Here is a 12,749-nt window from a genome sequence, read left to right as displayed (position 1 = left end):
GCTTGCAATAGCTACAAGACAGAGCTGTTTAAGCTTTATATTGCAATGCTTCCTAAGCGCCAATTTTGTCGTTTCCCGGTTTGTCAGCCCTAAATATTATTATGATCGAATAACGCAATCGTAATAGCAAGTGAACCATATAATGGAGATTGAGCGTTAAGGAAATGTCAACCACAACTGCATTTACACTGTCAGTGCATTTTAATAACCGCAAGAAAACGGGTCATTGCGTACATAAACATTACATCAACTCCTGATTTTGAAAAATTATAGAGAAAATGCGGCAAGGAAAGGGCCTTGTTTCATTTACACACGAACTTTGTCACAAAGAAAGGCCTATAAAATGCAGGAATTGGCGGTTAATTAGACTTGACAAATCTGCACTTCTAATTCTAAGCATTATCTGACTGGTTGTATGCCACCTGCCGCTCACGATATTGGTGAAGGTATACCGAATAAAGTACTGTCCAACATGCACCTAAGGGATCGCCATGTTCGGTAATGTGAGCAACTGACATGATGTGCGATGCCCAAAAGGCATGACGATGACAAATGTTAGCTCACAACAACCTTCAGCTTCACTTACCAATCTGAAACGACAGGCCAAGAACCTGAAACTTGCATTAAGCGAGCAAGGAAAACCTGTATCCCATTCACAAGCGCTCGAGCTTGTGGCCCGCCAAAACGGTTATAAGGACTGGAATAGCGCTTCTGCACTTTGTGAAAAGCAAAGTGGCAAGCTGGCACTGCAAGCGGGGCGGCAAGTGCAGGGGGAGTACATGGGGCAGTCGTTTAAAGGTAAGTTGATTGCCGTTAAAGCTCTTGGCCAAGATCAGTTTATGCAAATCACTGTAGAACTGGATGAGGCGGTGGATGTGGTCGAGTTTGAAAGTTTTTCAAACTTTCGCAAACGCATCACTTGTACGCTGGATCGAAACGGCGTTTCTACCTCTGTTCATGGCAACGGTTTGCCGCACATGCGTCTACTGAGATAGTTTCTTAGCGATGTTGGCCATGGCAAGGACTGCTTGTCATGGTTGGCAAAACAGCATCAGAACCCTACACCCGGTGATAAGGGTGCCCGGTCATTATGGTAATAGCGCGGTAAATTTGCTCGGCACAGAGAATGCGCACAATCTGGTGCGGCCAAGTCATCGCACCGAGTGCGAGTTTGATATCGGCGCGTGCAAGCACTTCAGCACCATGACCATCCGGTCCGCCAATGGCCAAAACCATGTCGCTGGCCCCCATATCGCAAGCATTGCTAACTTTTTGGGAGAAATTTACAGAATCAAGCGCTTTGCCGTGTTCATCCAGCACAATTAATTGTGCGCCGGCAGGCACTATTTTCAAGAGAGCAGCCGCTTCCTCGGCTTTGCGGTCCTGTGTGCGCGCTGCTTTGCTTTCGGTGAGCTCAATCACATTTACAGCGGTAATACCAACAGCGCGGCCCGCTTTCTTGGCGCGGTCCAAATAGCGCTCGCACAGATCTTTTTCTGCGCCAGCTTTCATTTTGCCCACACAGGCAATGGTAATTTTCATAAATTAACCCGAGCGGTTTCACCCCAGATGGGATCCGACAGGAAAGCTGCAGATCATCCGGGGAGCTTGGCCAGCACCTTTGCCATAGCTATAGCAAGCCCTACCACAGGGCTGTTTTCGCGGTGGCAAACTATGGTTTGGCCAATACCGTACTAGCTGATGTATTGTACAGGGCTATCGCTGTCGTTTTCGGTCGACCACATACGCTCCACATTATAAAACTCGCGCACTTCAGGGCGGAAAATGTGGATGATGGCATCACCGATATCGATCAGCACCCAGTCACAGTTTGGCATGCCTTCAACCCGGGCACTACCGTAACCAGCTTTTTTAAGGTCTTGCAGCAAATGGTCGGCAACAGCGCCCACATGACGATGTGAACGGCCAGAGGCCACCACCATGTAGTCGGTCAGCGAAGTTTTACCCGCAAGATCAAGTGAAACGATATCCTCGGCCTTGGAATCTTCCAGGCTGTTCAGGATTGCTTGAAGCACTTTGGCATCTGCTGATGCGCCTTGTGCGTGAAGAGGAGCGATACTTTCGGTCCCTTCAAAGTCATTTGTCATGGTCAGCTTAAGAGCCCTCGCCATGGTTTGATGGTTAACTAGGCTATTCGCCTTCGATTGGAACCCATTCACATGCACCGTTTCTAGGCTTCCGTCAAGCACGATAGCCCTAACAAGAGTGTTTTTTCAAGTCACATATGTTAGGAGCACTCTAGCTTTTGGTTTGTGTTGCCACATTGTCTCTAATAAAACTCGATGACATCGGGTTCAGTGGACAATGTAAAAACACCCAGCAAGGAGCGGGTGAACAGGCAATTTGCGATGCATTACGCTCACGCGCTTTTGCCTTCGCATAAGTAATAGCCATAGGGGAAAACAACGGCGATAACGTGGCACCAGGCCGGTTGATGACCGCAATGGGCACGGTTTCGACAATTTCGCGCCAGTTTTGCCAGCGGTGGAAACTCTCTAGGTTATCCGCCCCCATAATCCAAGTAAAATGCAAGTGTGGACGGATCAACTTCAGCTTGCGCAGTGTGTCTGCCGTATAGCAAGAGCCAAGAGTGGCTTCGATTGCACAAATGCGCATACGCGGGTGGCGTACCATTTGTGCTGTGGCCGTTAATCTGGCATCTAACCCATTTAGGGCGCTATGGTCCTTTAACGGGTTGCCAGGTGTGACCAACCACCACAATTGGTCCAGCTGTAAGCGGCGCATAGCGGTGAGTGCTACTTGCAAATGTCCTTCATGTGGCGGGTTAAACGAGCCGCCATAAAGCCCAATGCGGTTGCCTGCTGCCGCTGCCGGTATTCTATAAAAATCTGGCCTAGACGTATTCTGGGCATTGTCGTTATTACGCTGCCGTTGATTGTCCACGCCAGATTTATCCATTTCGATCATTTAGCTTACTCAAGGGCGGGTTTGACCCGTACCTTTTACCTGATACTTGAAGCTGGTGAGCTGCTCCACGCCCACAGGACCACGCGCATGCATACGGCCAGTGGCAATACCGATTTCTGCGCCCATGCCAAACTCGCCGCCATCGGCAAACTGGGTCGAGGCATTGTGCAAAACAATGGCACTGTCCACTTCAGCCAGGAACTTGTCGGCCGCCTGCTGGTCTTCGCTGATAATACAATCGGTATGGCAGGAGCTGTAGCGATCGATATGGGCAATCGCGGCGTCGAGACCGTCCACAACCTTCACCGCAAGGATTTTGTCCAGATATTCGGTAGACCAGTCTTCTTGGGTTACGGGTACAATATTGGTGCAAAGCTCTGCCACTTGCGCATCACCGCGAATTTCGCAGCCCTTTTCTTGCAGGGCAGCCACAATTGCGGGTAAGTGGCTAGAGGCTACTGCACTGTCAACCAGCAGGGTTTCCAGTGAGCCACAAATACCGGTGCGGCGCATTTTGGAATTGACCACAATATCAAGCGCTTTGTCCAAATCGGCGGCACGGTCAACAAACAGGTGCACCAGCCCCTCAAGGTGGGCAAAAACAGGTACGCGGGCCTCGTCTTGCACCCGTGCCACAAGGCTTTTGCCGCCACGTGGTACGATCACATCCAGATTGCCACCAAGACCTTTCAGCATTTCACCTACGGCTGCACGGTCGGTGACCGGCACAAACTGTATGGCGTCTTTTGGCAGGTTTGCCGCTTCCAAACCACTTTGCAGTGCCGCATGAATTGCCATATTGGAGCGAATAGTATCAGAGCCCCCGCGCAGCACCACAGCATTACCTGCTTTCAGGCAGAGTGCGCCTGCATCGGCGGTCACATTAGGACGGCTTTCGTAAATAACGCCAATTACGCCCAATGGTGTGCGCACGCGGGCAATTTGCAGGCCATTAGGCCGTTGCCAGCTGGCAATTTCACTGCCTACAGGGTCGTTCAGTTTGGCAATGCTTTCCAAGGCCTTGGCAATATCTTCAACCCGCTCCGCCGTTAAGGTACCGCGATCCAGATAGGCTTCGCTTTGGCCTCCTGCCTTCATGGCGGCAATATCTTCGCTGTTGGCAGCCAGAATGGTCTCAGTTTGAGCACGCAATGCACTTGCCATGGCGTTCAGGGCAGCGTTCTTTTGTGCGCTCGTTGCCAAAGCCAGTGCCTTGGCCGCACGACGTGCCCGCACGCCCATCTCGTTCATCAGGCTGGTAATATCTTGTGTCACGTCAATAAATCCTGTTTTTTTACACTAGGAATCGCTGCTGCAATCCGGTGTTAAAACCAAATCATCACGGTGGATCATTTCTGCCCGCCCTGGGTGGCCTAGAATAGCCTCAATTTCGGTAGAGTTGCGACCTATCAAAAGGGCGGCCTCGCCAAAGTCGTAGGTAATCAGGCCGCGGCCCACATCATTTCCTTGCGTGTCTTGCAGTTGAACGGCATCACCACGCCGGAACGCCCCTTCAGTGGCTGTAATTCCCGCAGGCAGCAGGCTTTTGCCAGCACGGACGGCTTTTAGAGCGCCGTTATCAAGGTGTACCACGCCGGTTGGTTTCAAGTGACCACTAATCCAGCGTTTGCGAGCTTTCGTTGGCGAATCTTGTGCAGGGAACCAAGTGCTACGGGTACCATTTTCCAGTGCCTGTAGCGGGTTCATGACCTTGCCCGAGCAAATGGCCATGGTGGTACCCGCTGCCTGTGCGATTTTACCGGCGTCAATCTTGGTTTTCATGCCGCCCGAGGCCATGGCCGATCCGGCAGAACCTGCCATTGCTTCGATCTTGGGCGTAATTTGTGGCACTTCCGGCAAGAAAACCGCATCGGGGTTTTGCTGTGGCGGGGCGGTATACAGCCCGTCAATATCGGAAAGCAGCACCAGCAAGTCGGCGCTGGCCATGGTCGCAACCCGCGCACCTAGCCGGTCATTGTCGCCATAACGGATTTCGTTGGTGGCCACACTGTCGTTTTCGTTAATAATCGGCACTGCTTTCAGTTTCAACAAGGTGCCAATGGTTTCGCGGGCATTGAGATAGCGCCGCCGCTCTTCCGTGTCTTGCAAGGTCAGCAAAATCTGACCGGCGCTCAAATCCCGCTCCCGCAAAATTTCAGAGTACGCCTGAGCCAGCGCAATTTGCCCTACAGCGGCTGCGGCCTGTGCTTGCTCCAGCTTTAACAAGCCTTTGGGCAAGCCCAGCACACGCCGACCCAGCGCAATGGAGCCGGAGGACACCACAATGACCTCCTTGCCCGCATCGGTGAGCATTTTTAAATCATCGCAGAGTGATTGCAGCCACTCGCGGCGCAAACCGTTTTCGTCCACCAGCAGGGCCGAGCCGATTTTAACGCAGATGCGTTGATAATCACTAGGTCTACGAGACATTATGGCCGCCATGTATCCTCTTGCGAAGAAGGAACGCTATTGGCTTCCTCTTCTTTATCCTTGTCGATTGCGCGAATAACCATGCGCTGCGCGGTGTCGATATTCTCACCGCTGGCAGAGGATATGATCAGCGGCTTTTGTCCGCAAGCAGCTTCCAGTGCGGCGAAGCGCTCTTCACGCAGCTCTGGGGCCAACGCATCGGCCTTGGAAAGGCACACAATCTCGGGCTTATCCGCAAGGCCGTTGCCATAGGCTTCCAGCTCGGCGCGGACCGTGCGATACGCATCGGCTGGGTCTTCAAGACCCGAGCCATCCACAAGATGCAAGAGCACGCGGCAGCGCTCCACATGGCCCAAAAAGCGGTCACCCAAACCGGTGCCCTCGTGCGCGCCCTCAATCAGGCCGGGGATATCGGCCAGTACAAAACCGCGTCCGTCAATTTCACAAACACCCAAATTGGGGTGAATGGTGGTGAATGGGTAATCGGCAATTTTCGGCTTGGCTGCAGAAACAGCAGAAAGGAATGTGGATTTACCCGCATTCGGCAGGCCCACAAGGCCCGAATCCGCAATCAGCTTCAGCCGCAACCAAATCCACTTCTCTTCACCGTCCTGACCGGGGTTCGCATGGCGCGGTGCCTGATTGGTGGGTGTTTTAAAGTGGGCATTACCAAAACCGCCATTACCGCCGCGCATCAAAAGCAGGCGCTGACCTTCATCTGTCAAATCGGCAATAACGGTTTCGTTATCTTCCTCCAAAATTTCGGTGCCTTTGGGAACACGCAAAACCACATCGTCGCCTTTTGCGCCGGTCCGGTTGCGGCCCATGCCGTGGGTACCGATTTTTGCTTTAAAGTGCTGGGCATAGCGGTAATCGATCAAGGTATTCAAACCGTTGACGCACTCAACCCAAACATCGCCACCACGGCCACCATCACCGCCATCAGGGCCACCTTCAGCCACATACTTCTCACGGCGGAAGCTAACGCAGCCTGCGCCGCCATCACCGGATTTTACAAAGATCTTTGCCTGATCGAGGAACTTCATTTTTATCTCTTGTTCGTCTGTTCTGGTCTGGCTGCCAACTGAGCAGATGCCTGTTTTCGGGCATGAAGGCAAAGACCGTGGGTTAGCCTGCAAGACTATATACTTGCAGGCTGTTAAAAAGCTAGCGGGCGGTGCTGTCAAGCACTTCTGACAAAAACACCTCGCGTGGCAGCTCATAAAGAATATGCGGTATTTGCTCATCCCCGCGTGCAGCACTTAGGGCAAACTCCCGCCCAACCTCTTTAAAACCGAGTTTACCCAGCAAATGCTGCGAGGTCGGGTTCTCCTCAAACGCTCCGGCATACAGCATGGGTAGTTCCATCTCGACAAATAGGTGAGCGACTACGGCACGGCTTGCCTCGCTCATAATGCCTTGGCCCCAATGCGGTTTGCCAACCCAATAGCCAATGGAGGTTTTACCCTTCAAATTGCGCGCGCCAACAGTGCCAATAAGACCGCTGCCATCGTCAATCACCCAGTTGCGCACCTCGCTCGGATCGCTGCTGAGATTAAAATCTATCCACCAGCGCGCATCATCAAGACTGTAAGGGTAGGGGACCGGAATGAGCATCTTCGAGATGTCATAGTCCCTCAAGTATTCAAGGGAGCGCTGAACATCCTTCTGCTCATATGGGCGTAAAATCAAGCGTTTTGTCTTAATAATCGGAAACATTTATAAAACTCCAAATAGATAATAAGCTATTGTAATAAAGCGCTTTTATATGTGTCGCGTGTGAGCGTGAAAATTCTGTCAGGGACATTTTCATCGCTTCTGGCAAGGCTATGACTGGTGCAGGTGGCTGTGAAGCTAAAGCCAGCCTGCAATAGCACATTGGCAGAGCGCTCATTACCTTCAAAAACATGGGCTGAAGCGTTAGCCATGCCGCGCTCATTAAACAAATAGGCAAGCACGCGGGCCAGTGCCTCGCGCATATAACCAAGACCCTGAAATGGTGGACCGAGCCAATATCCAAGCAGCGCATTGGGGCTTTGTAATTTTCTAGCCCCTATAGAGCCAATCATGCCCGAGCCATTGTCAATCACCCAGCGTAGCACGTCGCCATTTTTACGTTCTTCCAGCGAGGCAAAGTAGCCGTTTCGTGCATCTTCCAGCGTGTACGGGTGCGGAACACCCGCAAGCATGCTGGAGACAGCGTAGTCAGATAAATATTGATGGAAGCAGGCAATATCCCGCTCTTCAGCAGGGCGTAATTGCAGGCGGGATGTTTCAAGTCTAACGTTCAAAATGGTTTGCATCTTTAAGATCCAACTGTTTTAAAAAATCGTCATGAGTAACTATCAAAACATGGCAAGCCACGGTTTCTCCGCGGGCTTTACTGTAGCGTTTGCAAGCCCCAACTATCTTAAATCCAGCCTTAGATAGGACGTTAAGCGAACCGGCGTTCTCTTGAAATGCACGCGCAGCAACTGTGCCTACACCCTCAATTGCAAACGCCTGCTGCAGTATTAAACGCACAGCGCGGCTAGCGAAGCCTTTGCCCCAGAACGGCTCACCCAGCCAATAGCCAATTGTCGGCAGATGCGGGTAATCCTCCAGATCACCGGGAAGTGCAAGCTCAATGGTGCCGGCAAAGGCACCATCAACCACTATGGCACGGCGCATAGGCGCTTGCGGGTAAGGGGCAGGGGAGATCTGCGCGAAGAAAGCCTCGACATTTTCACGTTGTGGCGGCCAAGGTGCGCCGGTTAGCCAGCGCACCACGTTGTAATTGCAACTGCCAAGCTGCCAGAATGCGTCAAAATCAGTCCGAACTATAGGTCTTAAACTAACTTGCGTATTGGCTAATAACCAGTTTTCCATCGTCTCGCGCCCCCCAGCGCCGCAATGCTTTCCAAGTGCTTTTCTTCAAAATAAAGCGTTCCACAGCCACATGGCTTTTCAGCGCACTGGAATGACCCAATGCCTGACCGATTTGCTGGAAACCGGTTTTTTCCAAAACACGCTTGGAGGCCGGGTTGGTTAAGCGGCAGGTGGCGAGAATTTCTTCGTGCTCGCAATGCATGAAAGCAAAGTCAACGGCGCTCTGGGCGGCTTCGGTGGCATAACCTTGCCCCCAAAACGGCTCGCCGAGCCAGTAGCCAAGTTGTACCATGCCGGGCTCATCTATGGAGGGAGCAAAGCCGACAGCACCAATAAACCGGCCTGTGTTTTTCATACGAGCGGCGAAAACGCTTTGATGGGCCATCGGGTTTTGCGAGCGTTTCACAATAGCCTTAGCGTCTTCAAGCAAGAAAGGGTGCGGCATATTGGAAAGCGCTTCGGCAATCTTGCGGTTGTTGGCCAAATAAAGGATGTCGGCCAAATCATCCTTGCGCGCCGCATCAAGGCGTAAACGCGCGGTGTCCTGCGGCAACCCGTCCGCACTGCAACTGCTTTCCTCTGGGATTTCCTCGTATTCGATAACCATTTTAAAAACTCCGGCACAAAATGAAAAAGGGAAGATGGCATCCCATCTTCCCTTGATCTTTGTGATCTAGCCGGATCTTCCATCCCGCCGGGTCGATGAGACGCCGACGGTTTGGTATGTTCACGTCGGCTTTACTCTGCGGCTTCCGCCACTGGCATCACGTTAATATAAGTTCGGCCATTGCGTTTGGTTGCAAATGACACGTTGCCATCTACAGTCGCAAAAATGGTGTGGTCTTTGCCCATACCTACGCCGTTACCAGGGTGCCACTTTGTGCCACGCTGACGTGCAATGATGTTGCCAGCAACAACAACTTCACCACCAAATTTTTTGATACCTAGACGGCGGCCCGCGGTATCGCGACCGTTGCGGGATGAACCGCCAGCTTTTTTATGAGCCATAACGAAACCTCGTTTTTTCTCTTAAGCGAAAACTACTGCGAATTAAGCAGAGAGTTCCTTAGCTTGTTCAACCCAGTTGTCGCGTTCGAAGCGGCCTTTCAAGCCGTTTTCTTCTTCGATGCGGGCGATATCTTCAGCGCTAAGAGCAGCAATCTGAGCGTAAGTGGTCAAGCCAGCAGCGATCAGTTTCTTCTCGATAGCAGGGCCCAGGCCGTTCAGCTTCTTCAGGTCATCAGCGCCTGCAGGAGCTGCTGCAGCTTTTGGTGCTGCTGCCTTTTTAGCTGCTTTTGCGCCACCAGTCAAAATCTCGGAGATTTTAACAGTGGTGAAAGCCTGACGGTGGCCGTTGCGGCGGCGTGAGTTCTGACGACGACGCTTTTTGAAGATGATGATCTTGCGATCACGACCTTGCTCAACAACTTCTGCAGCGACAGAAGCGCCTTCAACAGTTGGTGCACCAATGGTGGTTTCACCTTCGGAACCAACAACCAGAACCTCGTCAAAAACGACGGTTTCGCCTGCTTCAGCAGAGATTTTTTCGATCTTCAGCAGATCGTTAGCAGCAACAGTGTACTGCTTGCCACCTGTTTTGATGACTGCGAACATTGTTCACGTCCTTATTCTTGAGGCGCACTCTTCGGCGTCACATAATGTGATCTTGTTGCCATTCTTTTGGAAATCCCGTGAGAATCGACAGCCTCGAGCAGCGCAAATCGGCGGAATCTTTTCAATCCCGCACTATAGAGCCCGCGCAATATACGCAAATGCTAAGTGAAGTCAATTCCTATTCCAAATTGCATGTTAGATTTTATGGGGGTGAATTATTCGATGGTGAGGTTATGGGTGAAATTTATTCACCTGCATGAAATGATGAGCAGGAAGAAAAGTGTTTGAGCTAGTCTAAAGTTGTATAAAATAGTTTTGCAATTGTTTTTTTTTGAAAAATGCTTTTTAAATTACCAAAATAATAAACGATGATTGATTTTAATAGACTGATTGTCGTTAGCCTATAAAAATAGCAGGGGGAGTTCAAGTTATGAGCGATATTGAAGCTCAAGAATTGACTAAGCAGCCATGGCTATACTCTATAGTAACTAGGGTTCTTCTCCTAGGGGTGATTCCGGTCATAATATTAGCTTTATCGGTTGGAATGCTTTACTTGCTGCAATTGAAAACCGTGGCGTTGCGCACTGAGGCATCGAAGTATGAGAAGATATCCGAGGCGGCGACGGCCCTCACAACATCTGTGGATCGGTTAAGGGCGATTAGTAGTGAGTTTGTTGCTAAACCAACACCCTATGCGCTTCAGCAAGCGCAAGTTACTACAGGAAGAACGCTAAGGTATCTAGAAAATACTAGAAAAATTGTGACAGAAGAAGCAAATATTAAACTTCTGGAAAAAGTCAAAAGTCATATTTTATCATATAAAGATTCATTTTCTGTTGTGCTGGAGGCAACTTTAAAGCGTGGTTATGGCCCAACAGAAGGGGTGCTTCTCGAAGTGCGTCTTGCTGGTGTTGCCCTACAAGAAGCCATAAAAAATGCGCGAAAACAGGATCCAATGGATCAGGACCTTTCCAAACTGGCATTCACCATTGGCGCGATAGAGCGTTTAAGATGGAGTGTTTTGGTTGAGGGATTCGAAAAAGACCGCAAAAAATATGATAAGCTCGTTGCTAAATTTGATAGGGCGCTGGATGCGAGTGACAAAACTAAAGCGGCAATTCAAAAAGTGCAAAAGCTGTGGCAAAACTACAAGGATACTGTGGCTTTAAGCGACAAACTACGAGCTGATACTCATCAGCAATTAAGAATTGCAAAAGTTGAGCTTGGAACAGTTATCCCGCTTGTGCGTAACCTCGCAAAGAGTGCAAATAAAAGTAAAGCTAAAGCCTTTGCAGACTTTGACGCTGAACGTTCCTTTTATATCAATCTTTTCAAAGTTATGGGCATCATAACCTCGCTAGTCTTATTGCTGGCATCTGGGTTTATTAGCTGGTCAATTGCTGTGCCCATGCGCCGTCTTCAATCGGCTATGCAACGTTTGGCCAATGAAGATACAAGCTTTGAAATCGAAGGCACAAAAGGGCGTGACGAGTATGCAAAAATGGCACAAACGCTGGAGGTGTTTAAAGCCAGCGTGCAAGAACGCCAATGGCTGAATGATGAGCGAGAAGAAACCAACCAGCGCCGTAAAAAACGCGAGCAGCAAATGCGGGCTATGGTGAAGCACTTCGAGGACAGCTCGAACTCAGCGCTTACAGGTTTTGATGAGTCTATCAGTGCTTTGAACAGTGCATCAAGCAGCCTTACCAGCTCCGTTAACGAAATTGTTGCCAAGACGGGTAATGCTGGCACATCTGTTGCTCAAGCATCAAGCAGCGTTTCTTCTGTTGCCGCGGCGAGTGAAGAGTTGTCCAACTCCATTCGCGAGGTCGCACGTGAGGCTTCTAATTCTAACGATGTAGCGACAAAAGTACGTGAACAAACCCGTACCACTGCAACTACGGTTGAAACACTTTCACAAACCGCGCTGCGTATCAGCGAAGTTGTTAGCTTGATTAAAGATATTGCCGATCAAACCAATCTGCTGGCACTAAATGCGACTATTGAGGCCGCGCGTGCGGGTGAAATGGGTAAGGGCTTTGCAGTTGTGGCTTCCGAGGTGAAAGAGCTGGCCAACCAGACAGCCAAAGCAACCGAGGAAATTTCAGGACAGGTAAGTGAAATTCAGCAAGCTTCAGGTGATGCGGTTTCATCCATTGAGCATGTACGTGATATGATGGACAGCTTAGCCACCAGTTCATCCGCTGTTGCTGCGGCTGTTGAGCAGCAATCCATCACTGTTAGCGAAATTACCCGCTCGGTTACCGAGGCTTCCGATCAGTCCCGTACGGGCGAAGAGGAAATGCAAGGTGTAAGCCAATCTATAACAGCAACATCTTCTGTTGCAAAAGAACTGGATACGCAAGCAGGCGTGCTCCTTAAAAATGCCAATACGCTGACCAAGGAAATTGAGAGCTTCATTGGCAATGTGGAAGCTGTATAAATAAGGTGGCAATAGTGTATCGGTGCAAAGCATTGTCTTTTTACCGGTACGCTTTAGCAAAGAGTGTAGATTTATTATTGCCAAGCCAAATAGGCTGTTGTTTTAGGTAGTTAACCGCATAAGGCAGGTGATAAATTGCAACATCTGTGTAAACTCAAGGCACATTTGTCTTCGGGTCTTGAGTTTACTTGCTTTCGGGCATAGTTTGGCCGCGCTTTGATGGCTAACTAAAAGGGCGCAGGACCATAGCGCTTGTTAGCAGAGCGGGTACTATGTCAAATAAGTGGAGAGTTGCCGGAGTGGTCGAACGGGGCGGTCTCGAAAACCGTTGAGCGCGCAAGCGTTCCGAGGGTTCGAATCCCTCACTCTCCGCCATTAATAACTACTATCATTTAGCTTGTGATTTAATTAGTGGTAAACTCTTATTCGGGAAATACTAGCTCGG

Annotated in this window: 14 protein-coding genes and 1 tRNA gene; 3 read left to right on the top strand and 12 right to left on the bottom strand. The window is 50.3% G+C overall.

The window, feature by feature from the left end:
* Positions 1 to 545: 545 nt before the first annotated feature.
* The gene (locus AYK67_RS05480) at positions 546 to 995 is read left to right on the top strand and encodes a glyoxalase superfamily protein (protein ID WP_068083456.1); all 450 of its coding nucleotides are present in this window, start codon (positions 546 to 548) and stop codon (positions 993 to 995) included.
* 64 nt (positions 996 to 1,059) lie between these two features.
* Here AYK67_RS05480 and rlmH read toward each other — a convergent pair whose 3' ends face one another.
* The 12 genes from rlmH to rplU all read right to left on the bottom strand — a co-directional run bounded on the left by rlmH (position 1,060) and on the right by rplU (position 9,861).
* Positions 1,060 to 1,542 carry a 23S rRNA (pseudouridine(1915)-N(3))-methyltransferase RlmH gene (gene rlmH / locus AYK67_RS05475; protein WP_068083453.1) on the bottom strand — a complete coding sequence of 161 codons (483 nt, stop codon included), beginning with the start codon at positions 1,540 to 1,542 and terminating at the stop codon, positions 1,060 to 1,062.
* A 152-nt stretch (positions 1,543 to 1,694) separates the two neighbouring features.
* Positions 1,695 to 2,108, bottom strand: a complete 414-nt coding sequence (gene rsfS / locus AYK67_RS05470; protein ID WP_082735670.1) for a ribosome silencing factor — start codon at positions 2,106 to 2,108, stop codon at positions 1,695 to 1,697.
* A 151-nt stretch (positions 2,109 to 2,259) separates the two neighbouring features.
* Entirely contained in the window at positions 2,260 to 2,949 is a 690-nt protein-coding gene (locus AYK67_RS05465; RefSeq protein WP_244266883.1) for a nicotinate-nucleotide adenylyltransferase, read from the bottom strand.
* A gap of 9 nt (positions 2,950 to 2,958) precedes the next feature.
* Positions 2,959 to 4,200 (bottom strand): glutamate-5-semialdehyde dehydrogenase, encoded by a 1,242-nt coding sequence (locus tag AYK67_RS05460; RefSeq protein WP_068083775.1) that lies wholly within the window; start codon positions 4,198 to 4,200, stop codon positions 2,959 to 2,961.
* Positions 4,201 to 4,248: 48 nt separating this feature from the next.
* Positions 4,249 to 5,379, bottom strand: coding sequence for a glutamate 5-kinase (proB, locus tag AYK67_RS05455; RefSeq protein WP_068083448.1), 1,131 nt, complete (start codon positions 5,377 to 5,379; stop codon positions 4,249 to 4,251).
* Positions 5,379 to 6,425 carry a GTPase ObgE gene (gene obgE / locus AYK67_RS05450; RefSeq protein WP_068083445.1) on the bottom strand — a complete coding sequence of 349 codons (1,047 nt, stop codon included), beginning with the start codon at positions 6,423 to 6,425 and terminating at the stop codon, positions 5,379 to 5,381. The genes proB and obgE overlap by 1 nt, the downstream gene beginning before the upstream one ends.
* A gap of 121 nt (positions 6,426 to 6,546) precedes the next feature.
* A complete protein-coding gene (locus AYK67_RS05445; protein WP_068083442.1) occupies positions 6,547 to 7,098 on the bottom strand; it encodes a GNAT family N-acetyltransferase in 552 nt (183 codons plus the stop codon).
* 26 nt (positions 7,099 to 7,124) lie between these two features.
* On the bottom strand, positions 7,125 to 7,682 hold the full coding sequence (locus AYK67_RS05440) for a GNAT family N-acetyltransferase (RefSeq protein ID WP_068083439.1): 558 nt from the start codon (positions 7,680 to 7,682) through the stop codon (positions 7,125 to 7,127).
* Complete coding sequence (locus AYK67_RS05435; RefSeq protein WP_082735656.1) at positions 7,660 to 8,247, bottom strand: GNAT family N-acetyltransferase; 588 nt, start codon at positions 8,245 to 8,247, stop codon at positions 7,660 to 7,662. The genes AYK67_RS05440 and AYK67_RS05435 overlap by 23 nt, the downstream gene beginning before the upstream one ends.
* Positions 8,213 to 8,854, bottom strand: coding sequence for a GNAT family N-acetyltransferase (locus tag AYK67_RS05430; RefSeq protein ID WP_068083433.1), 642 nt, complete (start codon positions 8,852 to 8,854; stop codon positions 8,213 to 8,215). Before AYK67_RS05430 ends, AYK67_RS05435 begins: the two co-directional genes overlap by 35 nt.
* A 131-nt stretch (positions 8,855 to 8,985) precedes the next feature.
* The gene (rpmA, locus tag AYK67_RS05425) at positions 8,986 to 9,255 is read right to left on the bottom strand and encodes a 50S ribosomal protein L27 (RefSeq protein WP_068083430.1); all 270 of its coding nucleotides are present in this window, start codon (positions 9,253 to 9,255) and stop codon (positions 8,986 to 8,988) included.
* Positions 9,256 to 9,297: 42 nt separating this feature from the next.
* Entirely contained in the window at positions 9,298 to 9,861 is a 564-nt protein-coding gene (gene rplU / locus AYK67_RS05420; protein ID WP_068083427.1) for a 50S ribosomal protein L21, read from the bottom strand.
* A gap of 430 nt (positions 9,862 to 10,291) precedes the next feature.
* Between rplU and AYK67_RS05410 the strand changes: the two genes are divergently transcribed.
* Positions 10,292 to 12,304: a methyl-accepting chemotaxis protein gene (locus AYK67_RS05410; RefSeq protein WP_068083421.1), complete on the top strand. Its 2,013-nt coding sequence runs from the start codon at positions 10,292 to 10,294 to the stop codon at positions 12,302 to 12,304.
* A 285-nt stretch (positions 12,305 to 12,589) separates the two neighbouring features.
* A tRNA-Ser gene (locus AYK67_RS05405) sits at positions 12,590 to 12,679 on the top strand.
* The last annotated feature ends 70 nt before the right edge of the window (positions 12,680 to 12,749 follow it).

This window comes from Polycladidibacter stylochi, from assembly GCF_001562055.1.
GTDB lineage: Bacteria > Pseudomonadota > Alphaproteobacteria > Rhizobiales > Stappiaceae > Pseudovibrio > Pseudovibrio stylochi.
The sequence above is the reverse complement of the archived record's forward strand: the minus strand, read 5'-3'. Positions and strand labels throughout refer to the sequence as shown.

Bases quoted from the DNA above. Each gene is read 5' to 3' on its own strand.
- AYK67_RS05460 (WP_068083775.1), bottom strand. From the start codon at position 4,200: ATGAACGAGATGGGCGTGCGGGCACGTCGTGCGGCCAAGGCACTGGCT.
- obgE (WP_068083445.1), bottom strand. From the start codon at position 6,425: ATGAAGTTCCTCGATCAGGCAAAGATCTTTGTAAAATCCGGTGATGGC.
- AYK67_RS05480 (WP_068083456.1), top strand. From the start codon at position 546: ATGACAAATGTTAGCTCACAACAACCTTCAGCTTCACTTACCAATCTG.
- AYK67_RS05465 (WP_244266883.1), bottom strand. From the start codon at position 2,949: ATGATCGAAATGGATAAATCTGGCGTGGACAATCAACGGCAGCGTAAT.
- AYK67_RS05445 (WP_068083442.1), bottom strand. From the start codon at position 7,098: ATGTTTCCGATTATTAAGACAAAACGCTTGATTTTACGCCCATATGAG.
- AYK67_RS05440 (WP_068083439.1), bottom strand. From the start codon at position 7,682: ATGCAAACCATTTTGAACGTTAGACTTGAAACATCCCGCCTGCAATTA.
- rlmH (WP_068083453.1), bottom strand. From the start codon at position 1,542: ATGAAAATTACCATTGCCTGTGTGGGCAAAATGAAAGCTGGCGCAGAA.
- AYK67_RS05410 (WP_068083421.1), top strand. From the start codon at position 10,292: ATGAGCGATATTGAAGCTCAAGAATTGACTAAGCAGCCATGGCTATAC.
- rsfS (WP_082735670.1), bottom strand. From the start codon at position 2,108: ATGACAAATGACTTTGAAGGGACCGAAAGTATCGCTCCTCTTCACGCA.
- rpmA (WP_068083430.1), bottom strand. From the start codon at position 9,255: ATGGCTCATAAAAAAGCTGGCGGTTCATCCCGCAACGGTCGCGATACC.
- rplU (WP_068083427.1), bottom strand. From the start codon at position 9,861: ATGTTCGCAGTCATCAAAACAGGTGGCAAGCAGTACACTGTTGCTGCT.
- AYK67_RS05435 (WP_082735656.1), bottom strand. From the start codon at position 8,247: ATGGAAAACTGGTTATTAGCCAATACGCAAGTTAGTTTAAGACCTATA.
- AYK67_RS05430 (WP_068083433.1), bottom strand. From the start codon at position 8,854: ATGGTTATCGAATACGAGGAAATCCCAGAGGAAAGCAGTTGCAGTGCG.
- proB (WP_068083448.1), bottom strand. From the start codon at position 5,379: ATGTCTCGTAGACCTAGTGATTATCAACGCATCTGCGTTAAAATCGGC.